15 protein-coding genes and 2 pseudogenes are annotated in these 24935 nt (G+C 58.3%); 3 read left to right on the forward strand and 14 right to left on the reverse strand.

From position 1 onward, the window contains the following. Positions 1-114: 114 nt before the first annotated feature. The 7 genes and pseudogenes from LB556_RS23530 to LB556_RS23560 form a co-directional block, all read right to left on the reverse strand. Positions 115-1590, reverse strand: coding sequence for an NAD-dependent succinate-semialdehyde dehydrogenase (locus LB556_RS23530; RefSeq protein ID WP_095769043.1), 1476 nt, complete (start codon positions 1588-1590; stop codon positions 115-117). Between the two features lie 415 nt (positions 1591-2005). Continuing rightward, positions 2006-3271, reverse strand: coding sequence for a M16 family metallopeptidase (locus LB556_RS23535; RefSeq protein WP_128311092.1), 1266 nt, complete (start codon positions 3269-3271; stop codon positions 2006-2008). A 9-nt stretch (positions 3272-3280) separates the two neighbouring features. After that, positions 3281-4585: pseudogene (locus LB556_RS23540) on the reverse strand (M16 family metallopeptidase); the annotation flags it as partial. Between the two features lie 1950 nt (positions 4586-6535). Beyond that, a complete protein-coding gene (locus LB556_RS23545; RefSeq protein WP_063169275.1) occupies positions 6536-7864 on the reverse strand; it encodes a sensor histidine kinase in 1329 nt (442 codons plus the stop codon). Beyond that, positions 7861-8520: a response regulator transcription factor gene (locus LB556_RS23550; RefSeq protein WP_024505389.1), complete on the reverse strand. Its 660-nt coding sequence runs from the start codon at positions 8518-8520 to the stop codon at positions 7861-7863. The genes LB556_RS23545 and LB556_RS23550 overlap by 4 nt, the downstream gene beginning before the upstream one ends. A gap of 601 nt (positions 8521-9121) precedes the next feature. Beyond that, a pseudogene (locus LB556_RS23555) lies at positions 9122-9596 on the reverse strand (helix-turn-helix domain-containing protein); the annotation flags it as partial. 220 nt (positions 9597-9816) lie between these two features. After that, positions 9817-10275: a response regulator transcription factor gene (locus tag LB556_RS23560; RefSeq protein ID WP_224570033.1), complete on the reverse strand. Its 459-nt coding sequence runs from the start codon at positions 10273-10275 to the stop codon at positions 9817-9819. 751 nt (positions 10276-11026) lie between these two features. Here LB556_RS23560 and LB556_RS23565 point away from each other — a divergent pair. Then, entirely contained in the window at positions 11027-12148 is a 1122-nt protein-coding gene (locus LB556_RS23565) for a DUF418 domain-containing protein (RefSeq protein WP_063169274.1), read from the forward strand. 1543 nt (positions 12149-13691) lie between these two features. Next, positions 13692-13904, forward strand: a complete 213-nt coding sequence (locus LB556_RS23570; RefSeq protein WP_008874821.1) for a cold-shock protein — start codon at positions 13692-13694, stop codon at positions 13902-13904. A 228-nt stretch (positions 13905-14132) separates the two neighbouring features. Here LB556_RS23570 and LB556_RS23575 read toward each other — a convergent pair whose 3' ends face one another. The 6 genes from LB556_RS23575 to LB556_RS23600 form a co-directional block, all read right to left on the reverse strand. After that, positions 14133-14603 carry a MucR family transcriptional regulator gene (locus LB556_RS23575; protein ID WP_024505385.1) on the reverse strand — a complete coding sequence of 157 codons (471 nt, stop codon included), beginning with the start codon at positions 14601-14603 and terminating at the stop codon, positions 14133-14135. An 894-nt stretch (positions 14604-15497) separates the two neighbouring features. Next, positions 15498-16040: a tetratricopeptide repeat protein gene (locus LB556_RS23580; RefSeq protein WP_082826568.1), complete on the reverse strand. Its 543-nt coding sequence runs from the start codon at positions 16038-16040 to the stop codon at positions 15498-15500. A gap of 53 nt (positions 16041-16093) precedes the next feature. Further along, on the reverse strand, positions 16094-18157 hold the full coding sequence (sctV, locus tag LB556_RS23585; protein WP_063169272.1) for a type III secretion system export apparatus subunit SctV: 2064 nt from the start codon (positions 18155-18157) through the stop codon (positions 16094-16096). A gap of 232 nt (positions 18158-18389) precedes the next feature. Next, positions 18390-19280 (reverse strand): hypothetical protein, encoded by an 891-nt coding sequence (locus LB556_RS23590; protein ID WP_024505382.1) that lies wholly within the window; start codon positions 19278-19280, stop codon positions 18390-18392. Positions 19281-19397: 117 nt separating this feature from the next. After that, on the reverse strand, positions 19398-19640 hold the full coding sequence (locus LB556_RS23595; RefSeq protein WP_224570034.1) for a nodulation protein NopA: 243 nt from the start codon (positions 19638-19640) through the stop codon (positions 19398-19400). Between the two features lie 71 nt (positions 19641-19711). After that, positions 19712-20041: a hypothetical protein gene (locus tag LB556_RS23600; protein WP_081714433.1), complete on the reverse strand. Its 330-nt coding sequence runs from the start codon at positions 20039-20041 to the stop codon at positions 19712-19714. A gap of 1348 nt (positions 20042-21389) precedes the next feature. Between LB556_RS23600 and LB556_RS23605 the strand changes: the two genes are divergently transcribed. Continuing rightward, a complete protein-coding gene (locus LB556_RS23605; protein WP_224570035.1) occupies positions 21390-23504 on the forward strand; it encodes a hypothetical protein in 2115 nt (704 codons plus the stop codon). Between the two features lie 525 nt (positions 23505-24029). Here the strand turns inward: LB556_RS23605 and LB556_RS23610 are convergent. Continuing rightward, on the reverse strand, positions 24030-24833 hold the full coding sequence (locus tag LB556_RS23610; protein WP_024505378.1) for a hypothetical protein: 804 nt from the start codon (positions 24831-24833) through the stop codon (positions 24030-24032). Positions 24834-24935: the final 102 nt, after the last annotated feature.

The following is a 24935-nucleotide window of genomic DNA, read 5'->3' on the forward strand; positions in this document are numbered from 1 at the left end:
AGTCTCCTGCCGGGCATCCGTGTTTCAGGTCAACGGCGTTTGGAACTTCCAATTAGGTGGCGGCATTGACCGCAGGCCGCCCCCCGGTGGGGCGGAGAGACAGTGCAGCAGGTTTCAAATCCCGCCCATGCAAAGATATTTCATTTCCAGATAGTCCTCGAGGCCATGACGGGAACCCTCCCGCCCGATGCCGGATTGTTTGATCCCGCCAAACGGTGCCGCCTCCGAGGACATGCGTCCCGTGTTGATGCCAACCATGCCATATTCCAGAGCCTCTGCCACACGCCAGACCCGCTTCAGGTTTGAGGCATAGAAGTATGCGGCGAGGCCGTATATCGTGTCATTGGCCTCGCGCACGACCTGATCCGCATCGTTGAAGCGAATGATCGGCGCGAGCGGCCCGAATGTCTCCTCTTGCGCGACTGCCATGACGCTGGAAATCTCGGTGAGGACCGTGGGTTCGAAAAACGTGCCATTCTTGCCGATACGCTGGCCCCCGCATCGTATTGTGCCGCCTTTCGCAATGGCATCTGCGACGTGAGACTCGATCTTGGCCAGAGCATGCTTGTCGATGAGCGGTCCGATGTCCACTCCGGCATCGAATCCGTCGCCAACCGACAAGTGCCGGATTCTTTCCACGAATTTCTTGACGAACTCATCGTGAACGCTCGATTGGACGTAAATGCGGTTCGCGGAAACGCAGGTCTGGCCGGCATTGCGGAACTTCGCCTGGACCGCACCGTCAACAGCACCGTCAATGTCGGCATCATCGAAGATGATGAAAGGTGCATTGCCGCCGAGTTCAAGGCTGACCTTCTTGATCTGGTCAGAGCACTGACGCATCAGCAGCCGTCCGACCTCGGTCGAACCGGTGAAGCTGATCTTTCGAATCTTGGAATTGGTGCAGAGTTCACGGCCCACGCGATCACCTTCGGACGCATAGATCAGGTTGACCACGCCATCGGGAAAGCCGGCCTGATGGGCGAGGGCGAACATTGCGCCAGCCACGAGCGGCGTCTGTTCAGCGGGCTTGAGCACGATTGTGCAGCCCGCAGCCAAGGCCGGCGAGATTTTGCGCGCCACCATGGAGGCCGGGAAATTCCATGGCGTGATCGTGCCAACAACGCCGATGGGCTGCTTGATCACTAGCATTCGGCGGTCTGTCGAGGGTGCCGAGATCGTCTCGCCATAGACGCGATTGGCCTCCTCGGCATACCATTGCAGATACGCCGCCGCATGCGATACCTCTGAAATGGCTTCGGCAAGCGGCTTGCCCATTTCCGCAGTCAGAATCGCGGCGAGATCGCCTGCATGGTCGATGATCAGCTGATGCCATCGCCAAAGAACGTCGCTACGTTCTCGGGCCGTCAACGCGGCCCATCCCGACTGCGCAACATAGGCCTTGTCTACCGCAGCACGTGTCTCCTCCACGCCCATATCGGGAAGCTCTGCCAAAACTTCGCCGGTCGACGGATTGACGACCTCGAACGTCTTATTGCCAACTGGTCTGCCGAGTGCCGGCAGGCGGTCGATGGCTCCAAACAGGTGCGGGGATTTCAGACGGCGGATCATCGGCAGGCACAGGGGCAATACCGGATTCCTCCTCAACGCAGCGAACATCCAGGTCGACAGGCCGTCAGTGTGTATTCTGCACCAGTGGGTTCGTCGTAGGGCCTCGGCAAAGCAGCTGGTAGACCACGCTAGCCCGATGAAAAGACAGCAGTTTCGTTAGTTTGAGTGCCCGCGGTTCATCAATTGATGGATTAAGCAGTCGGATGTTTGCTTCATCCACCATGCCTGCTGGTGGCATGCGACTGAATTCTGCAAAAAGGCGGCATACATGCTGAGGAGCGCCATTTCGGCGAGAGGCCGCCGGACCGCCAATGCCGCGCAAGGTCGGCGAAAACGACTCCGCGCGTCTGCATGATCTGCTTGGCCCACGGGCCTCCACATTCGCTCTTCCCACGAGAAGCCCCGATGAAGAAGGAAGGTGAGATGAGTTTCTTTACTCATCCTTGCCGCCCAGCGGCGGGCCGACCACCAAAATGGCGGGCTCGGCCGAAAGCAGCTTTTTGGCCGCCGCCTTGACCTGTTTGAGCGTCACCCGACCGATGCTGCGGGCGCGACGCTGGTTGTAGTCGACGTCGGCCTTGTGAATCTGCAAATCCAGGAGCCGGTCTGCAATCGAGCGGGTCGAGCCCAGTTGGTCGATGGCATAGGCGCCGATCAGGTGCTTCTTCGACGCCTTGAGCTCGGCCCCGGTCGGTCCTTGCTGCGCCATCTGCTTTACCACATCTCGCACGATGCTCAGTGTTTGGGCAGCGCAGTCCGAGCGTGTCTCTGTCGTAACCAGAAGCGAGTCAAGGGTTAGTTCAGAGCTGACGTGATAGGCAAGGCCGCGTTTTTGACGTACCTCCTCGTAAAGGCGGGAAGTCAAGTATGAGCCGCCAAGGATGTCGTTCAGCAGCACGGCCGCGTAGAAATCCGGCGCGCTAGGCTTCACGCCAGGCCAGGCCAACGTCAGCGAAGTCTGCGGCAGGTCGTAGTTCTCCTCCACCAGTTGACCGAGTTTCGGCGCGACATCGTAGACGGGGACGAGGGTTTGTTGCTCAGGCAAATCACCAAACAGCTGGTCAAGCCTTTCCCTCAACGTGTTCGCGTCAATGTCACCCACCACGGCAATATGGAGCCCGTCGCGAGCGAAAATGGCCTGGTGGAAGGCGCGGAGGTCGGACGGCGTGATGCCGGGCAGGCTCTCTTTTGTGCCTTCTCCCAGCCTTGAACAAGGATGCGCGCCATAGATCGCGCGCAGCCATTTGCGCTGAGCGATGGCGTTAGGGTCTCGCTCGCTGCCGACGATGCGGGAGACAATCTCGGCGCGGACGCGATCGATCGGCCCCTGCTCGAAGCGCGGCGCGTTCAGCGCGAGCCGAAGCAGGCCGAACGCCGCGTCCTGCTTTTTGGAAAGCATGCACATCGATCCGTAGATGTCGTCGCTTTGCGCGTCCAAACTCATTTCGGCGCCGGCATGGTCGAGCTTCACCTGGAAGGCACCGCTGTCGTAATGGCCAGCGCCTTCGATGAACAGGCCGGCCATCAGTTTGGCCATCCCCTCCTTCCCGACCGGGTCCTGCTTGGTGCCGCCCTTGAAGGCAAAGCCGATGTTGACGATTTCCACTGTGTGGTCCTCCACCAGCCAGGCGATGATGCCCTTTTCGGACTTCACCTCCTGGATGTTCATCGCAGCATGGGGCCGAGCGCCGAGCGTCATCTCTTGATTCTCCGTCTTGGGCAAGAGATAGCCCGTGGTCGAACGGTCGAACGCGAGATAGCGGGCGGCAACTGCTTTGATTTGCTCGGGGGTAACCTTGCGGATGCGATTCGGCCGTTCCTCGACATCCTTCACGGTACCGCCGGTGGCCAGCGTCGAGCCGTAGATGCTGGCGAGCCAGTCCAGGTTGTCTTCCGCAAAGATCATATTGAGCAAATAGTGGTCCTTGGCCTTGCCTAGTTCCTCGTTGCTGACACCATCCTCGGCAATGCGGGCAACTTCGGCAGCGGCCGCCGCTTCGAGATCAGCCAGCTTGGCATCGCCGCGCGGTGCGCCATAGATGGCGAACTTGGTGTCGTCGAGCATAGTGCCCTGGAAATAGACGCGGGCGCTGGAAGCGATACCTTGCTGGACAGCGAGCGCCTGGTAGAGCCGGCCGCGGTTACCGCCGCCGAGAATTTCGGCCAGCAGGTCGAGCGCTTCGGCCTCGCCCGGCTTGGCGGTGTGGTAGGACGGCACCACCCACTGCGTCGAAAAACTGGGCACGCTGACGCGGGCGTCTGAGAGCGTGACGGTGCGCCTGGTGTTCTGCTCGGGCTCAACCGGCCGGATGCGCGGCGGCAGGTCAGGTCCGCGCGCCACCTTGCCATAGGTCTTTTCGGCCAGCGCCCGCACCGTGTCCGGTTCGACATCGCCGGCCACGATCAGCACGGAGTTGTTGGGCCAGTAGTACTTTTCATAGAAGACGGTGGCGTCGACGCGGTTCAGCTGCTCGATCTCCTGCATCCAGCCGATGATCGGGATGCGATAGGGGTGGTTCTGCCACAGCGTCGCGTCGATCTCCTCATGGAGAACGTCCTGCGGGTTGGTGTCGGTGCTTGAGCGGCGCTCCTCGATGACCACATCGCGCTCGGTCTTGACGACATCGTCGGTCAGGATGAGGTTTCGCATTCGGTCGGCCTCGAAGCTCATCATCAGCTCGAGCGCCGACGGCGCCACTGTCTGATAGAAGGCGGTGTAGTCGGAGGAGGTGAAGGCGTTGTTGGAGCCGCCGATCTCGAACACTGCGCGGTCGAATTCGCCGCCCGCATGGTTGGTCGTCGCCTTGAACATCAGATGCTCGAAGAAATGGGCGATGCCGGATTTGCCCGGCGGCTCGTCGGCGCTGCCGATCTTGTACCACACCATGTGGGTGACGATCGGCGCCCGGTGGTTGGGAATGACGACCACCTCCATGCCGTTGTCGAGCACGAAATCCCTCGCCTTGCCGTCCTCCCATGCGACGGGGATCGGAGCCGGCCCCGCGCCGACCAACTCGGACGCAACGGACGTCCTGCGAAGCCCATGAGTGCGGGGCTTGCTTGGTAGTTCTGGTAGGGAGAGTGGGGTTATGGGCTGCGTTCCTGGCAAAGTGATCTGTTCCTCATTTTGAAGGATCTATGTCTCCCGAACGCCTATTGGGAGAAAGTGGATCGGCACGCGACGCCGAGCCACATGAGCCGTCAGCGTGTTGCTGGGCCTGACGCGAGCCTCATCTTTGGATGCGTCCGGGAAACTTTCGGCATGGTGAGGCCATGGGAAGTCTGCTCGTTATCCATTGGGTGTTTGCGGATACCTGAGCATGCCCCGTGCCAAGTAAGAAAGCCCCGATTCGCAAGGTTTGATCCAACCTTGATACTTGCGATATCCGACATTGTCGGGCATCCGACAGAAAGCGCCTTTCGCCGGCGCGCCGGCTATGACGCTCGCCTCCTCCGGCGTGACGACGATCCTTTGGCGGGCGCCGCGCACACCGATCTGCCCGCCTATCAGCACCGCGACATCGAAGGACAGCGCGATCGTGACTGGATGGGTCTTACGCAAACATGCAGCAGTGCCACCGCGATCAGGACTTCATCCGCCCCACAAAGACCCGAGCGCGAGGGACGACGTGTAAGGCAACATGTCATCCTCGATAATGATGCCGCGCATAAAGAGGTAAGGTCCCTCGTCGTACCGGCGAGCCCCTTCGCTGGGTCTCGCGAGGGTCTGGTTTGCGAACGTCGACCGACAGCATCACGGCATGGGCGGCCCCATCGGTAGGCAAGCATTGACCGTGCCATCAGCGTTGAGGCAGCGCAGAGCCCAATTTCCCGGTGCCAGCCGGTACGTTGGAGCTTCAACTGTGGCCAGCCAAGCGGGCCGAGGCCGTGAAACTCCTGATACCCTGGACCGTCCGGATTGCAACGCACGACGCCTTGGTCTCGCGCCAACGTCCATTGACGCTCAGCGAAGCATCATGCGGACGAGCTGGGAAAGCTTGGCCGGGCCGGCGCCTTCCCAGGCGCATGGGACGCGCGACGACCCATGTGGACCTTGGATTTCACTACGCACTTACGCTGCTTTGGCCTTGTCAGCAGCCTGAGCATAAAGCGTGCTCAGCTTTCAGGGCGAGCCTCTTTCATGTTGATAGCATCTGTCGTCATTCAGGATCGCCCCATTTTCGCATGCCGCTTGCAGCTTTCAGACTGTTGTCAGCCAGGGCCGCCATAAAGGGTCTCGTTTAACGCATTCGGGAGGCTTCATCACTCGACCACATTAATTTCGGGCCGTTCGCCGGCGCTCCGAATGGCACTTAACACCAGATCCTCTCCAAACCCGTGATGATCCAAGAGGAAAACGAAAAATCCCTAAATCATAAAAAAGCACCGATACGGTCGGCTCCAGGCTGATGAAATTGCGGTCTCACTGGCCACGCACGATACTTGCGATGGCGATGGCCATTGCAAAGGCCGGTCAAGCACCCAAGACGCTGACAAGCACGCCTCCGACCAAAGCTCGATCGTTGGCAGCCTTTCTAGCCGTATACTTGGGGCATTTTGGGACGGCGATCCGGACGCCGATTAAAACCTGCCGGTCGTCTAAATGGAATGGTTGGTCCGGGTCCTTACTGGACCTGCGCCAACCCGATCGGGCCGGCGCACAGGGGCACCCAGACAATTGGACACGTCGCCTTTGCGCGGCGGCTTGCACTTTCTCGGATGGCCTTTTTTCTCCCCGGGCGAAATCGAGCGAGCGGTGAGGCGGAGCCTTCGATTTTGCCGATCATGTCGTGTCGCTTCGATCGAACTGCTCAGACGATGATAGCGGCATTGATTGCCGCGGCCGAAATGCGTTGTGTGAAGTACGATTTCTACGCCGTATACATACTGCCGTACAGTTCGCCCTGTCAGCAGCCTTGCCAGCAATCCGCCCTGTGTCCAACTGTCGTCGAATTCACCGGTGTCATTGAGGAATTCGTATGATCGCCTCGAAACCATCATTGCGACCGCGGGCGGGCGACGCAAGCTCTAGACTGCCACCGATCCGCTGGATAACCATGTTAGCGATATGTAGACCAAGGCCTGAGCCCGCAGCAGGAGTAGCACCACGACTAAATCGCTTTGTAAGCCCTTCGAGGTCGGGGAGGGGCACCACCGGTCCGGCGTTTGCAATAGCGATGGTTCCATCAGTTTGGACGGAAACTGTTGTCGGAACAGTGGGCAGTCCATGTATCAGCGCATTCTCGATCAGGTTACGAAGGAGGATCCCAAACGCATCGACATCCACTTTGCGCATCAAAGTGGGGCAGCCGTCGACGTTAAGATGCAGGCGTCCGGCATATTGCGGCTTTTTCCTCAGGTCATCGATTTCCAGCCGAACCGATCGGACAAGATCGATCGCGTGATCCGCCATGCCAACCCCCGATTCGGCTTGAGCGAGCTGAAGCACTTTTTCGACAAGGCGGCCAAGGCTCGACAGCGCTTGCTCGATGCCGCGCGCACGCATTTTGGCCGACCCATTGGGAAGCTCGGCCACTAATCTCTGCATCTGAGCGATTGAACCTGCGATCGGCGTGCGCAGTTCATGCGCACTGTTTGCGGCGAACTCGCGTTCGGCCTCGAGAGCCGCCCGCAGACGATCGAGAAGCCGATTGACGGATGCCGCGATTGGAGCCAACTCTGCCGGGAAATCGCCCAAGTCCATTGGTGACAGATTGCCGCCGTCGCGCGATCCGATCTGCTGTCGCAGTACCTCGATTGGCCGCAGCGAGCGCCGGATCACGATCCACCAAACAGCTAAGCTAAAGGGCAGGAGCACGAGTGTCGGAAGGAAGACAAAAAGTGCGCCCTTCGCGATTGTGGTACGGCGGCCATCAAGCGGTTCGGCCAACTGATGATACACGCCGTCTTGGATCTCCTCTGTGTAGACGCGGTAATCAGCGTTTCGCCAAAAGCCGTTACTCAGGGGAGCATCAGGGAAGGGCTGCTGACCCTCTTCCGGTTCAGAAATAAGCACTACCCCGTACTTATTAATAACCTGCTCACGATAGGTCCAGTACTTTTCATAAGTTGGCAAGTGGTTATTGTATTGATCAACGTGTTTTCCATTCAAGACCTTGATCAGCTCTGGTTCTCTGTACTCTGCGCTCCCCTGGAGCAAGTCATCCGAACTTTCGTTTACATTATTGCAAAAAATGAACGCAGCAATGGTTGGGGCGGCGATCCAAACCAGGAGCGTTGCCCCGCCTAACCACGATATCAGCTTTCTCGTCATGCTGTTCGAGTTCGTCATGTGACCACGAGCCTGTATCCGGAGCCACGCACGGTTGCTATTCTATCCCCGCCGATCTTCTTGCGGAGCCGGCTGACATAAACCTCCACTGTGTTGCTCTCGAACTCCGAATTGAATGAATAAAGCGCGTGCTCGATCCTCCCCTTTGAAACGACCGAACCGGGCCGGCGTAGAAGGCAGTCGAGCACCGCCCATTCGCGTCCAGACAGGTGGACCTCCTGCCCGTCGCGGAAGAGGCGTCGCTCGGCTGCCTGTATGGAAAGCGTCCCAACCGAAAATTGCGGCTCCGGAAAATGCCCTTGGCGACGTGCCACTGCACGGATGCGTGCCGAGAGTTCCCCCAGATCGAACGGCTTGACCAAATAGTCGTCGGCGCCAGCGTTGAGCCCCTCGATGCGATGCGAAATCCGATCGCGGGCTGTCAGAATGATGACCGGCGTTGTATCAAGCCCCTTGATCAGCTCCCGCAGATAGTCGATGCCATTGCCGTCCGGCAGGTGAACGTCGAGCAAAATAACGTCGTAGCCGGCCACAGCTGCATGACCGCGCGCTCCGGACAGGCCCTCGGCCCAGTCGACCGCGTGGCCACCAGCCACCAAATGATCGTGCACAGCACTTCTAAGGTCGTCGTCGTCTTCAATGAGCAGTATTCGCATCAGGCTGCCGAGCTCCGGTATGAGGGCAAGGCTCCTGCCTTATTGATCGAAGCTGACAGTAGGCTGAACCGGCGCCAGCGAATATCTGGGGGCTTTCAGGCTGCTGTCAGCTACAATTGCAAGAAAGGGGTCGTTAACAAAGCCAAACGAAGAGGCCTTATGAAACCCCTCCTGATCTCGGCACTTTTGCTCAATGTGACCACCGGCGGCTGTACACTGGTTGGCGGGCAATTCGACGTGGCGGTCAACGAATGGCAGCCGCGCCACGCGTCAATGTCCAGGCTTGAAACTGACAGGTGTCTTAAATACGAGGGCACCGTAGCGGGTGCCTCCAGTTATCGAACAGTGCCTAGCAGGTCAGAAGTGCACTTTGACCATAGGGGTCGTCCGTATTTTCGGCGCTCGCGAACAGAGTCGACGGTCAATCGATGCGCCACTGCCAGAGTCTGGAACGGTCAAGTGTTTGTTATCCCCCGTCCGGGCCATATTCTCTGCCGAGGACCAAGAAGGCCCTATTTTCGGTGCCCACGAACAGAGCCAACGGTCAATCGATGCGCCACTGCCAGGGTCTGGAACGGTCAAGTGTTTGTGATCCCCTGTCCCGGCCGTGTTCTCTGCCGAACTCGCCCTTGTAGTCGGCACACCAAAGATCGTTAGGGCGACAGCCGTTTGAAAGTGGTGTCCCCGTCGCCCTGTTGCGCCTGCGCTTGCGGCGCTCGACCATGCCGTGGCGGTCGAGCACGGCATGCACGGCCGAGATCGCGGGCCGGTGCACATCCGGATACAGCCGGGCCAGCCGCTCGCGTATCTTCGGCGCACCCCATGTCGGCTTGTCTTGCTTGAGGCGCACAATCAGCTTCTCGATTTGAAACGGAAGCTGATTGGCGTGGCGATAGGGCCGCCGCGATCGGTCCGTCAGCCCTCCAGGCCGCTGTCGTTGTAGCGCGTGAGGATCTTGTAGCCGGTCTTGCGCGAGATATCGAACTCCCGGCAAAGCACCGCCATCTTCTCGCGTCCAGCAGCCGGGCGACGAACTTCAGCCGCTCTTCCATGACGTTACACTCCTTCCAAGGCACCTTGCTCTCCTTGCAAAGGGCCGAAAGTGTAACCCATCTATCCGGAATGAACTGTCACCCATCTCTCGGGAAGGAAAGTCATGGCCAAGGCAACTGGAAGCCGAATTTTCTTTTAGAGTATGAATCAGCGCCGTCTGCCGAAAAGCGCGTCCACGATCTTCCCTTTTGAAACGACCGTGCAGGGCTGGGGCAGACGGTAGTCGAGCACCGCCCATCCGCGTCAAGTCAGGTAGACCTCCTGCCCGTCGCGGAAGAGGCGTCGCTCGGCTGCCTGTATGGAAAGCGTCCCAACCGAAAATTGCGGCTCCGGAAAATGCCCATGGCGACGTGCCACTGCATGGATACGCGCTGAGAGTTCCCCCAGATCGAACGGCTTGACCAAATAGTCGTCGGCTCCAGCGTTGAAGCCCTCGATGCGATGCGAAATCCGATCGCAGGCTGTCAGAATGATGACCGGTGCCGATTCAAGTTCCTTGATCAGCTCCCGCAGATAGTCGATCCCATTGCCGTCCGGCAGGTGAACGTCGAGCAAAATAAGGTCGTAGCCGACCACAGCTGCATAATCGCGCGCTTCGGACAGGTTCTTGGCCCAGTCGACCGCGTGGCCACCAGCCACCAAATGATCGTGCATAGCACTTCCAAGGTCCTTATCGTCTTCAGTGAGCAGTATTCGCATCATGCTGCCGAGCTCCGGTATGAGGGCAAGGCTCCCATCTTATTGGTCGAAGCTGACAATAGGCTGAACCGGCGGCAGCGAATTATTTGGGGAGCTTTCAGGCTGCTGTCAGCTACAACTTGCAAGAAAGGGGTCGTTAACAAAGCCAAACGAAGAGCCCCTATGAAACCCGTCCTGAACTCGGCACTTTTGCTCAATGTGACCCCCGGCGGCTGCATCAGCAAATTGATTTGGGAAACAGGCGCGCCGGTTCTAATGACCGACGCAGGCCGAGGTCTGGAGCTGGACCAGCGAACGGCGTCTTCGGTTTTTCAGGCAACAGCCACATGGAAGAATATGATTGGCTCGACCATGCGCCGAGCTTTGTCGAACGGATTGGTCGCGGGCGCACTACCACAGATTATGGCAGGTTTACGCCCTGGCCTTGACACCCGGGGTGATCGTCACCGGCGGAGCCGCGGCGTACTGATCGGATATCTAACGTCGCTGAGTCTCTCGTCGGTGCAGTGGATCTCTCGGCTTAGCCATCATGCAAAAAACGACGGTTCCGCGACACCACTTTTCAGGTCCGTGACACAGGCTTTGTGAGCCGATCTGTTGTTCTTACCCCAGGCTAATGGCTGAACAGCTCTGTCGCCGGCTCGATGCGCCAGATGGCGCGATGTTTTGAACCCTTTCACGAGGCGACGGCAGCAGCCGACCGGCTCTCCTATCGCGGCTCCCGCGATCCACACACCCAACAAGGGAATCTACCATGGTAATGAAGGCACCGGTTGCCGACGCTAGGAATGGGTCGGTAGTAGATCGGCTGGTCGGCATCGACCTCGCTCGGGGCCTGGCTGTCTTCGGGATGTATGCCGCCCATCTCGGTCCCGACCCCGGCGAAGGAGGACTAGTCGGGTTTCTGATGGAACTAACCCATGGGCGGCCGTCGGCCCTGTTTGCCGTATTGGCCGGTTTTTCAATCCTCCTGATTACAGGTCGCAAGGCGCCGAAGTCGGGGATAGCCGGTAGACAGGCCATCGCCAGAGTCGCAATTCGTGCCCTTGTTTTGCTCGCGCTTGGCTCAATCCTGGGCTGCCTCGGTACCCAGGTCGAAGTCATCCTAGAATACTACGGAATTTGCTTCTTGTTGGTATTGCCGCTCCATCGGCTCAGCGCATATCAGCTGGGCTTGATCGCTGCCGCTACGGCATTAGTTCTCCCGCAAGTCCGTTCCTCCCTTCTGTCGGTTGCCCCCAACCTCCTCGACCCGGTCTTCAACCTCATGGTCAACGGCTACTATCCCGCGGTGACCTGGGTTCCTTTCCTCATCGCTGGCATGGCCATCGCGCGCCTTAATCTTAATACGCTAGCAGCGCATTGGCGCCTTGGTCTGGCGGGGGTCGCGCTGGCCGTGTTGGGCCATGGGGGATCCTTGCTCGCGCTGAGTTCCCGCGCTTTGACTGAAACCTCCTTGTGGTGGTCTGACGTTGACGGCGCTTTTGAGCCTTCCAAGTCGTCATTTATAGTCAAGTCGTCATGGATAGCCGCACCTCATAGCGAAACGACGCTTTCGATCGTGGGCAGCACCGGTTGCGCAATGATCATCTTGGCGGCTTGCATGCTCGCTGTGGATGCGCTCCCGCGTCTGCGAAAGCTGGTCTGGCCAATAATCGCAGTCGGCTCGATGTCTTTGACGGCCTATGTGCTGCACATTGCGGGAATAGCCTATCTTATGAAGATAAACATTTTCAAAGACGAGAGCCTGTCCACGCTCTTTGGCTTCGTTGTGGTTATCAGCACTTTTGCGGTGCTTTGGCTGCGCATCTTCCAGCGAGGACCGATGGAAGTGCTGATGGGTAGGGTCGCAGATCTCGCGCGTCACATCCGCTGAGCACCGCCGCGCCCCGGCCTCCCGATCACATTACGGACAAGGTGGGGCTTTGTCCAAAGCTTGTTCGCGGCAGGGGAGGGTACTTCCTCCCAGCCTGCCGCCTTGTTGATGGAAGCTAAAACGGTCGCGCAGGCGCTAGAGTTGCATCGGCATAATCAGCTTAAACTCGCGAAGTTAAACCCGCGGTTGGTCTATCTCGGCCCGCCTCACCTGAAAGGCTAAGGTATCCGTTTCGGTCAAGGGTTTTAGGGGCCATTTTCGCTGCGCCTTGAGGAGAGCGTTTGCTAGGATGAGGAGCTTTCGCAACAAGATGATGACCTTTGCGGGTTTGCCTGCCGCCTTTAGCGCCTGGTATTTTGCCTTGAGGTCGGGGTTGAAGCGCAGGGCGAAGGGCCGGGCATGTAGAGGGCCTGGCGAACATTGGCCCGGCCGCCCCGGATGAAGGCGCGGCCGCTCCATTTTGCCGAGGCCGGCGAGGCTTGCGGCCTTTGGTTCCGAGTTCCGGCATGTCGATGGTGAGTGTGCAGGCGGTGGCATCCGATGCGCCATATGCTGGTCAGGATTTCGCGGCGCTGGACAGCGTCGGGATCGGCTTTCATGAGGGTAAGCATCGTCTGATCGATATCGCTGAGTTCACGTGGATCTGCTTCCAGCCACTCGTTGTTGTGGCGCCTGAGCAAGGCAAGCGGTCAAGGTCTGGCTCTGGTGCTGGCTGCGGTGCGATCCCCGCACGGGCCAGGTGCCGATCGTGTCGACGATCCACCTCGCCGCGACCAGAGAGCTGCTACTCTCTTCCGCTGTTCATTCTGGCCTCTTCGCAATGAATGTCATAAAATCACCTGTCGCAATTAATGGTTTTTGATTTGGCTCCTACAGCTGGCAGATATCGCCGAGAGTTCCGCAGAGAGCGTCGAAAGTTTTGGCCGCCTTCTTCCGCAGCCGCGCCTTGAGTTTTGAGCAGACCTGTCTTGATCGGGTTGAGATCGGGCGAGCATGGCGGCAGGATCAGGAGCCAGTGCCCCTTTGGCCAACCAGTGGGCGGCGCGTACCTTGCCGACAATCTGGGGTTCCGAACCCGACAGTTGGTTTTCAACCCGACAGTGGCCCGCCTCAGAGCAGGCTACCGCCCTTCGGAGCAGGCAGAAGCTAATCGAGGTTCGCGGGTTCCGGTTTGAATGTGCAGGTCGCTGCGCGCCTGATCTTTCGGTCTGGCGGCACATGACAAAAACTCTCATTTTGGCCGACGATACCCGGTCAGGAGCGGGTATCGCAGTCGAGAAGCGACCCGAGCACGTCCACAAGATGTGCCGAGTTTGCAAGGTGTGTCATTGTTTCTGTCAACGTTCGAGCGACAGCGCACGACGAAACGTCTGGCATACGCCTCGTCTGGCACGCGCCTCGCATATGTTGCAGTTGCTGCTGGAGATCAGGCGATCGAGTGGGCCTTGCAATTTTCCGATTTTGATGCGCCTAAAGTCTCGTGTACAAATCAGGCTGGCGTGAATGGCCTGCCTAAGTTGCGACTTATTACAAAGGAATGGATATGGCGACTGGAACGGTGAAGTGGTTCAACAGCACGAAGGGTTTTGGTTTTATTCAGCCTGACAACGGCGGTCAGGATGTCTTTGTCCACATTTCCGCTGTTGAACGAGCGGGCCTGTCGACCCTTAATGAGGGCCAGAAGATCAACTACGAGGTGGAACAGGATCGCCGCACGGGAAAGTCCTCTGCAGGCAGCCTCAGCAAGGCTGGCTAACGGTCCGGGAAAGCCTTGGCAAGGTTCGTCATCGCCGGAACGCATTGACGGCTCGAAACCCGGGCCGGAGCATGCAAGTTAATGCCGCGGCAGGGATTGCTGGAGCCATCATGAATTACTCTGGAAATGAGGCTCTTGGACGGGAAAGGCGGGGCTCATCCCCGCCCTTTGATTCCGCGCAGATTGGGCCAACGGCTGCTGCGCGTCCGAACGACTGTTGATACGGATTTAGGCTGCGACCTTCTTGCGGGTCCGTTTCGCCGGCGCCGTGGCTGGGGCTTCCGGCTCTTTCGGTTTGCGGCCGAGTCCCATGGTCTTGGCCAAGGCGGAGCGCGCAGCGGCGTAATTCGGCGCCACCATGGGATAATCCGACGGCAGACCCCATTTGGCGCGATATTCGTCTGGGGTCAGACCATAGTGCGTCGCCAGATGGCGCTTTAGCGATTTGAATTTCTTGCCGTCTTCAAGGCTAATGATGTAGTCCGGTTCGATCGACTTTTTGATCGGGACAGCAGGTTTTTTTACAGGCACAGGCTCTTCTGCCGGTATGAGTCCAGCCGTGCCGTTTAGAGCCCCGTGCACTTGGGCGATCAGGGCAGGAAGCTCCCCCGCCGGGACGGGGTTGTTGGAGACGTAGGCTGATACAACATCGGCAGTGAGCTCGATGAGGATGTCGGTCTTGTGGGGTTCTTCTGTCATAAACTTCTCCGGGCAGCTTGAAACACAGTTGGGCGAAGTGTCGCTTCATAGTGGCGGTTGCCGCTGAAAGCAAATGGATCGACGGGTGCGCTGCTCCTCCACCATTGAAGTCTCGGCGACGCATCCCGTCATCGTCCATCGCTAAAGGCAGCGTATTGAATTATGGGAGCGGTCGCGCCCGCCCCACCATAGCGATACAGCAAGACAATCAAAAAAGCCGGTCTTTGCTTGGCCCCAAATCTTTTCTCCTTTCGTGAACGCTGAGCTGCCAAGCTGCTACAGTTCACCTCGCGGGGCAACCGTGCACAACACAGGAGTTGCCCGAGCGATACATTCTTCACTTGCCGCTTATCAGCGCTGGTGATTGCACTTTGCAGCCTGCCTCCGGACCCGCAGCGCTCACGCTGTTGGTTTTGCGCCTGCAGGCGTCGGAAGTCGGATCGCCGCAGCTAATTTCCTCAGGCGGACGAATTCAACAAATCGATTGTTTGGATCGAAGGCATCCACACCATCGATGCCTCTAGAATATGATCCAGCTACAATCACCGTGCTGTAATGGCAGGGACGGCCAGCACAAGCGCGACACGATCCGGCGGGTCCATCGCTGCGTTACGTATTCATGGCTACTGCATCGGGCGCTCGGTCGACCGCCTTAAGCCAGGTCGCCGCATTGCGAGACGGTGACCGGCGAGGGAGAGGGCGCTCTGGCAACGAAGCGAGGCGGGTGGCCTTGCGGGTGGCCGCGTGATGTCATCCGGCTCTCCTGCCGATCTCTGCCGGCCAGATCTGGAGCAACTGTTTTGCATAGATATGGCTCTCTTCAGGGGGCCATCTATGATGGGAGCCGAGCGCGTGTTCGAGCCGGGGAACAGGCTGCGCATGCACTGTGCCCACCTATTGCGATCGTGCTAACCTTGGTTGTTCGGACTTGCCGTTAAAGGCAAGCGACAGATTGAAGTTATGCTGCACCATCTGATTGCCTGGCTCGTTTTCGAGAGCTCGCCGATACAGGGCCTGTGCCGCGTCATGCCGCCCCTCAATGTCCAAAATCACGCCCTTCGCATTCAATGCACGTACGTTTCCTGGGGCTGCAACCAAGACGCTGTCGAGCACCTCAACCGCTTCGTGCGGGCGCTTCTGGCCCACCAAGGCATTTGTAAGTCGTATCGCCGCATCAACATTGTCCGGGTGCTGCTTCACCTCATCCCGCAAAGCCCGCTCTTGAACATCCTGACCAACTTCGCGCAAAATGCGTTCGCGCATAGCCGGATCGATTTGATCGGCGCTGAGCAACTCGGGGGAAGATGTCTCCTGCACGGAAAGAGCCGGCTTTTGCCAGCTGGCGCAACCGCCCAAAGGCAGAATGGCGAGTACGGCAAAAAGAAGTGAGTTCCGGCGCAGAAACATAGGCGATGGAGAAACTGTATTACTATTCATGTTATCTCTCAGTTATCGGGGAGGCGCGTGGCGTTCAGTTAGGAAAGGTGGGACTACTCTAACAATCCGCTGTTCGATCCGTGCGGGAGTGTGACGGATCCTGCGGGGCGAATTGTAAAGTCGGAGGCGAGGTCTTGATAAGACAGCACGGCGAGATCAACCCCGTTTCGCGTCAGAAAGCCGCGGACGAAACGTCGGACATCCATCGACGTCAACAGAATAGGGCGGGTTTGACCCGGTTCTGCGTTCGAAAGGACCTGACGTATCTGTGATAGCATCGCTTCGCTTTGCCGATCCTCCAGTGCGAGATAGGGGCCTGCATCCGAATCTCGAACCGCGCCACGCATCACATCCTCGCTCTCGCGCTCGACGACCAGGGCGGACACGATGCCCTCCGTGTTGGCATGGCGGTGGCAGATCTGTCGCTTCAAACCAGAACGGACATATTCCGTCAGCAGGGCAACGTTCTGCTCACGCTCGCTCCATTCGGCCAATGCCTCCAACACGAGACGGGTGTGGCGGATTGGGATACCTTCCTCCAGGAGGCGGCGCAGAACATCGGCAATCCGAGGAATCGGCGTCGTGCGTAGCACCTCTTTCACAAGCTCAGAATATTCCTGCTCCATTCGGCCCAGGAAATGTCGGGTCTCTTGGATGCCCACCAATCGCGGTGCGTAGCGGGTCAACGCTGCATGGACGCGCAAGGCGAGGAGTTCGCCGGGAGCCCTATGCTCCGTGCCGGCGCCCGTAAGGGCCTTTGCAGGGGTATGTTCAACCGGGAGTCTGTCCGTTTTCGGCTCACGTCTAAGGGGGACACCGCTCGAGTCGACGTGCGCTACATCGGCTCGGAGCGCCATCTGGTTTGGATCTAAGGCGTCCTGTTCGACTGGCACGCCCTCGACATCAATTCGGAATTGCGATTCAGGCAGCTGCTCGTCAACCAAGACAGGGATGCGAGGAACGATAATGCCCAGATCGGCTGTGACCAGGAGCGAAACGCGCCCAATATGTTTTTGCAATTCGGCTTGATCGACCGCCTGCATAAGATCTGGCGCTAGAAAAAATGCGATCGGGAATTCCTTCGCAGGCGCGGCTTGCTTAGGCTCCGCTGCAGTTCCACCTTTCGCATCGGCAGTGCCGGCGCCCAGCACATCAGCCTTGACAATGCTTACCGCAGCGAACACTGCGGCCAGCATCAGAAAGACGGGGAGGGGAAACCCAGGAACGAACCCCATTACAACCAGGACGCCGGCCGCCAGTCGCAAGGCTCGAGTGCTGGCCGTGAGCTGACTGACCATTTCTGTACCGAGGTTGATCCTCGCCGTCCCAGTCACACGGGTGACGATGGTCGCCGCAGTAATGGAGAGCAGAAGGGCCGGAATCTGCGATATCAATGCATCGCCTATCGTCAGCAGAGTGTAGTGATGCAGTACCTCGCCGAAGGACATGCCCTTGGAGAGCAGGCCGATCGAAATTCCACCCAGCATGTTGATGCAGATAACCACCAGCCCGGCGATGGAATCGCCCTTCACAAATTTCATCGCGCCGTCCATCGCGCCATAGAGTTGGCTTTCCTTCTCCAATTCGGCGCGCCGCCGGCGGGATTCGTTGGCATCGATGTGGCCGTTGCGTAGCTCTGCGTCGACCGCCATTTGCTTGCCCGGCAGAGCATCCAGCGTGAAACGCGCCGCCACTTCTGCCACCCGTTCGGCACCCTTCGCGAGGACCATGAATTGCACCATGGTGACGACCAGAAATATGACGAAACCCACCACGATATTGCCTGAAATGACGAAATCGCCAAAAGTATGAATAATGCTGCCGGCCTCCCCCTCGGCCAGGATCAGTCGCGTCGTTGCGACCGTGAGCGCGAGACGGAATACAGTGGAAATCAAAATAACGCCGGGCAAAGAGGAAAAATCAAGTGGAGTACTGACATACAGGGCAACCATCATCAGCAGTATGGCCAACCCCATATTGAATCCTATCAGGGCGTCGACCACCACGACCGGGATAGGCATGACCATCATCGCGACAGCCAGAAGCAGCATCAACGCAACCATTAAATCCGGGCTGGCCGGCGCACGCTTGATGAAGTCACGCAGGACGTTGGCCATCGAGACACCTTTGCAATCGGTTGAGACTTACTCTGCTGTTACGCCATGAAACGTGGCTTTCGAACTCCGAAGGCGCCTCAGCCTTGGCCAGCGCGTGACCCTGCATGAGAGCCACAAGCAGGCGCGAAATGGCTGGGCAGCAAATGTTTCCAACGCAGCCAGCTTGTCAGCACCGAGCGCGACAGGATGTTTGGCTGGCCATAGAGTGCTGCTTGATGGGGCCTGCGAGCTTTCAATATTGGAGAGCAGCAATGCGGCCATTCCTGCTCAGCAGCACACGGCTGTCCTCAATACGTTCGACCACCCATCCATCAGCCAAAATGGCGCCGACAAAATACTTCTCGCTGTCGATGACAATATATGGTTGGACCCCATGCCACACAGCTTCGACCGCGATTGCGGATGGCGCCTTCTCCTCTTTGATGAGCACTCCGTTCACCAGTGTTAGAGTACCCTTGGTGCGACGATCGAACGATTGCTGAAGCTTCTGCCAACTGATGACCGATTCAGACGTGACGGTGCCTTCGGCGGTCACAACACCCTTTGCCGACCCAATCTTGACGTCGAGAAGACCCGCTCGATCGACTTCCTCCTGCAGCTCTTGGGCCGCTGCCTCCGTAAGTTCATTGTCAGCGCGGTGACTGATCGTTCTGGACGCGACTTCAGCCCGAAGTGAATTGGGGCTCGATCCACTTGCATTGCCAAGATAGGAGATCGTGCCTGAAAGCGCGCCGATCCCGAGTGAGCTGATTATGACCATGGCGAGCACACCGATCGGTAGGCGCGGTATGCCGGTCGAACCAGGCGGCTCTGCATCCTGCACGGACAAAGCAATGGACATCTCGCCTACGAGCAGGACGACAGGAAGGGGCACAACAACGGACTGGCCTGCGGCGATATTCCGGTTGCCCTCGATACTGAGTCCGGGTGCAAGCGCCTCCAGTTCGATCGACTTGCCAAGAAGAGTTACACGAAGGTGATGCGGTGCCAGTCCCTGCTCGACAAAGACCAAATCGGCATCGAAGCCGCTGCCGATTAAACACTTTTGAAGATCCGTCTTGCCGGTCAGACCGCAATAGTGCCCCGAACGCACTTCGAAACGGAGGGAAACGGCGTCATCCACAGAGCATCTCTCAAACAGGATAGAAGCCGCATGGCAATTGCCATGCGGCTCATTTCGGGACTACGTCGCGTCAATAAGGAGACGCGCTAGGGGGCAGTCTAAAACCCGCTTCCGACATTACGAAACGCGTTCGTCGGCGGCCTTCTTGATGGTCTGGAGATTGGTCGTTAGAGTGCGCAACTGGACACTCCTTTTCGTCGCCTCCAAGCTAACATTGGTTAGTTCCTGCACTTGCGCCTGAAAAGCAGTAGCATCAGCTCCGCTTGTATTGCCGGGAGTGCCACTGTTAGTTTTATCGGTATTGCCGGCGCTACTGGTATTGGTATTGCCTGATTTTTTATTATTATCAACTGCAGCCATGATCATTCCTTTTTCTGTTGGAGTTGTGCCGTCAATAACGGCCTGTATGACCTCACGCCGGATTTCCCGCGTCAGGCATCTTCTGTGTCATCCAAAGCTTCATCGGCCTCAGCCATCGCATCGTTCGCGAATTGGAACGCGAACGATCGCAGGATACTTTGGAAGGCTTCACTTTGTGCTGCAGACTGTGAGTTGTCTTGAAGTTGATCATTTGAAACGGTCCGGTTATCCGCCCGATCGTTCCCGCCAGCTGCCTTGCCATCATTCCCACCAGCTGGCTTGCCATCATTGCCATCAGCCGGCTTGCCATCACCAGAATGCTCGGATTTCGAATCCCCATGGCCCTTTCGGATCAAGGAAGTCCCGAGGTTGCCAACTCCACTCCCAATTGCTGCTATCATCAGGTACTCCGGCATTTGCCATTGGCGGCGACGTGTTAAAGGTTAGCCTCGATCAAGCTAAGGGCGGGAGCTTTCGAGAACCTGACGGCTTTTGACAAAAACCGGCCAGCGCAAAAACGTATGCTCTGCAGGATGTTGCTCTCGCATCGAACAGTCGACCACGATCTCGGCTGTTCGGCCAATCCCGCCGTCCACGCATGCCGCGACCGAATGGCAGCCGCAGCAGCTCGTTTGCATCCTCGATGCTGTGGTGTCGAACAGGAGACACGGTCCACGTGCTGCATGACCGCAATGACCGTATTCTTGCTGGCTCCACGGGCGCACGCAACGAGCAGGAACTCGGTCTTTGCATCACCATTCTCTCGCCTGCACATCACGGCCCGGCGCGGTGAGCTCATTGGCTTCGAGAAGGTCGGCGACCGTACGAACATGGGATGGTCTGCCGGCTTTGGGAGGCCGGTGCGGATCCTCTTCTCACCATATCGAAAGCTTGAAGCGGTCGGATTTTCTTGCCCTGTTCGTGAGAACTCCCATCGTCAGCTAATCGTCAGCCAAGCGGTCTATCTAGGCCGGCCGTGCCTGACCTTCGGATCCAAAGGTCCCGTCTCGACACTTTTTGTAACTATAGATCGAAATGGTCCGCGTGATACGCAACGCACACGCTTCTCTGAAGCAAATGTGTGACTTTGTCGGTGGCGAACGAGAGGAGTGACGCATCAATAAAATCGTCAGGCACGTGTCTAGGAAGGGGAGCTAGCCGAGTTGGTCTGATTTCATTCGCTGTTCCTGGAAATCGGCGGACTGAAGCGCTGATAATCTCAGGACATCGATGGCAACGTTGCGAAAGTCCTGTGAGCTCGGGCCAATCTTGGCCTGCTACTGAGAAGCACTTTGGCGGGAACATTACGCCGTCGCGGGTCTGGCTGACCGTGACGTTAACCGAAAGATGCCGCTGGTCTCGTCAGCCGCCAGCACAATAGCAGCACATTCTCGCCTACTACGGAGACGCAATATGAAGGGCATTGGCCGACCACGGAAATCGCAGGCTGAAACTGGAGCCAGCCGCGCGGGGCGGGCGAGCAGTTCCCTTTCGCAATCAAGTCTTGCTGCGGGAGAAGGTGGACAGTCATTCGATTCCGTTGTGGAGCAGATGCGCTCTGGGGACGCCGATAGGAGGCCCTCCTCCCTTCCAGTTGCGCGCGGTCCAGGCGATGCCCGCGAAAGTCTGCCAGGCGCCTCGATTGGCGAAGATCAAATCCTGAACACACCGCCACGTGGAGCCGCTGCGCCACCACGCGGAACCGTAGCGCCACGTGGCGCAGCCGCAAGGCGGCGCGGTTCTCCCTCCATGTCTGAGGGCGAAGCCATGGCGCCGGTCGGTAGCCAACTATCAACCGCGCAGGTGGAAGGCACCAGCTCATCGTCAAATAAAGATATCAGTCCGACACAGCTCAGAATGAACAGTCTTGTTCAACAACTGACTGATTGCGAGGCTGCGGCCAGGAAAACCGACGTCCCCGAGGAGGCGGTGGAGCTGATCAGTGGGGTCGTCGATGCAGCCTCAGCAATTCTGGAGTACCGCGCTAGCCTGCCTGCGGCTGAGGCGCAGACAATTATGCCAGACGACAAGGTGCGTAGATGTTGCCAGATCGTGTGCGACGCCGCGAATGAAGTAGACAAACTTGGCCTGTCGACGATCACGAAATTGGACAAAAAGACCAAGAAAGCGGCAGGTATGGTCGATAAACTCTACTCCTACTCCCAGGCGGACCGGCAGGAGCTGTTGATTTTAAATGTGGAGAACCACCATACGGCGGCAATTAAGTGGTGGGAAAAAAAGGCATGGCGCTCCGAACGGCAGCGATCCGCCTGCGCTGCCACCGCTAGCCTATCCAGTGGAACGCCCGTGATGCGGGAAGCCGAGCGGTGCGCACTGCGGCTGCGTGCCGGCTCGGTACTGAGTGTCAGGATCTGGCTGGTCCGTGAGCGGATCGGTCTTGCGCGGGCCAAGATTGAACTGCGGGCGAGCAGGTTCGAGCCAGATTTGAAGGAACTCCTCGTCGGTCGAAATGGAGTGGTGCAGCTGATGGCAAGCGCCGCTCAAGAAGCTCTTCGCGCCCTCTCTTTGGCGAAGGGCATAATGGATGATGGCAAAACACTCAACGCTCATGATTGCGCGGTTGTAGAAAAAATCATGGAGCGGCTTTCGGATTTTGGATTGGCGTTGCACGAGGTGCATACCAAGCTAAGCCATACCTACCCAGATGCCGGCCTCCCATTGAAACTGTTCGAACGGATCGTGGACGATGCATGGATCACTGCGCACGATGCCATGCACTTGTTGAACCTGCAGTCTCCGCCGTCAGCCATCATGGCGCCACAGGCCCAGGCGGGCGCTGCGATGCCGGCCAGGGCAGGCGCTGCGATACCGGCTGACACTGCTGGTACGGCTGCAGTGTCAGAAGGCACTACAGCGCGAAGGAAAGGGAAGTCAAAGCATAAGTCGGCAGCTCGCGCCGGGACTTCTGCCGCCGGGCAGCCATCAACACCAGTCGCTGCGAACGCCGGCACAGTGCCAGCAGCCAAGGTTCTCGCGCGCTCGGATCAAGTTGCGAGTACACAGGTGAGAGCGCAAGAGGTGGCTGCGAGTTCGTCGGGGGCAGGCTCGACAATCGGGGGCGCCGCGTTGTCAATGGAGGTATTGACGGAGCGGCTCAAACGATTGGACGAACTTTTGCAGTTCGATCTGGCCGGTCAGCAAAGCGTCGTCTCCCAAGTGCGCCAGATGAAGCCTGAGGAGGCCGGTAAGGTCGTGGACGATGTGGCCCAGTACCTGCGAGCCCAGGCCATTGAGATGCAAACCTGTCTCGCCGGGTTGCAGGGGCGTAATGTACGCCTGCTACTCACCTCCACCCAGCTACCCAAAGTGCACGAACGCACAGACCAGCTCAAAGGGTTGCTGAACATGGTGCTGGGACAGGCCAACGCATTGAATGAAGGAAAAGCCGGCATTACGACTGATTGCATGAAGACCTACGCATTTCCGGCGCAAAAATACCTGGAACATTTGTGCAATGCCGACGAATTGATGCCGCCGGAGGCACCGGTCGCGCTGCGTGGCGAGCCAGGAAAGCTGTTTGAGATGAAGCTGCAGCCCAAGATGCTGGTCAATGGTGCGATGCCGAGCCCGATGTGGGTGCACATCCACACGAGTCGCCCCGTCATGGCCAGAAACTTGGAAGGGCTGGCTGATTCCGAATTCACCGCTTGCCACGTTAAATCCAACGAACAGCGCGGCTACAATCGAGAGCGAGAGGAAGCCGATGCTAGGTCCGGTCGCGAGAAGGTCATAATTCATCGCGGCAAACTCACCCCCGCTTTCTGTAAGTCCTTGTTGACCTCAGGGCTTGGCCGCCAACCACGCCATTCGCGTGCCGAGCTCCCGTCGGCGCAGGCTGCATGACAGGGCACTCAGAATGCGGCCGGCCACGCTGTGAGTCAGCGAGCATTTCTCCTGGCCAAACCGCGAATGCCGCTGCGCGAGTTGCGGTCCGGCGATTGGAGTCGATCGGCTACCGTCAGGGCCGATTTGCGATGTCGCGTTACCGGCTGTTGACGTGGCGGCGTATCTTGCCTCCCATCCAACTTATCGCCGAGATCGCGCCGCCAAGATCGAGGCGGAAGGTCTTCCTGCGAGCGCGGAGCAGGCATAGCCGATCCGATCGGGATCGGCGCATCGCAACGACCCAACGGTGTGGTGGAGAAAATTGGATTCGGGAGAGCTCGGTTCCAAGAGGCGGAGTTCCGGCCCGAATACAATCCGCTCGCAAGCACCCACGATGCGCATCCGCAGTTTATTGTCTGGGAGATGGGCTGGATTGCTCGGCGGCGCTGGCGCTAAGGCGGGGCTGTCGCCGGACAATTAGCATTCACTGCCAACAGCCTTGCAACCGTCACCAGTTGCAAGGCTCGGCGGCGGGTCGACAAATCACATGAAATCGTCGTCGGACCCGCTATCGCTGCTGTCGCTATCCTCGGTTTTGTGGAGATAGAGTGGAGGTTTGCCTGCACGCTGCCACTCACCGGCACTGTTCTTCGTCCATTTGTCGGGATGCTGCGTAGGGTCAAGCACCAGGTCGCCATGATCCACTTCAACAAACCCCATCGTCTGCGCGCGCGCTTGTGCTTCCGGATTAGCCGCACGCCAATTCAGCAACGGTCGGTCGCCGTCTATCCGAAGTTGATGCTCCAGCAGAATATCGCCCGCATTTTCGACGAGCGGATGGGCGACTTGAAGATCCACTATGGAAGTGACCTCAGTTCGACCAGGAAATTGTTCCCGCCAACTTTCCGATTCGAACTCGTTCATGCTGAATCCGCCTTCCATTCTCAGCAGTCCGGCACTCCGGTCTCCCAATTGGTAACTGAAATATCGCGCGTGCTCCGTATCTCGACGGATGCCATATTGCTGAGCAACGTCCGCGGTGCGCCTGGCTCGTGACGATACGAACTCCGAATACTCTTGAGGATTGTCGGCGATGTGCGTGATTTCATCACCATGAAATTGCCTCACCTGTCTCCTGAAGGAAGTCCTGTTGATCTCCACCACAGGAGGTCGGGAATTGAGGGAGTATGCTTGGGGAGCCGCCGATGATGAGGCGCCGCTACCTTCCGATCCGGATAAGTGCATTCGGGCAAATGTGTCCGCGAACCCTTCGCTTCCTGCATCCGATTGCTCGCCGGCATTATGCGCGCGGTAACTATCGGATGAGCCACCAATTCGACCATACATGACGATTCGTACTCCTATGTTTCGCAACCGAGCTCAAGTTAGCACGGCTGTTCAACATAGGGCGCTTAGTTGACGACTAGCTGACGAGGGCATTCCAACGGC

The organism is Mesorhizobium sp. ES1-4 (genome assembly GCF_020164745.1).
Classification (GTDB): domain Bacteria; phylum Pseudomonadota; class Alphaproteobacteria; order Rhizobiales; family Rhizobiaceae; genus Mesorhizobium.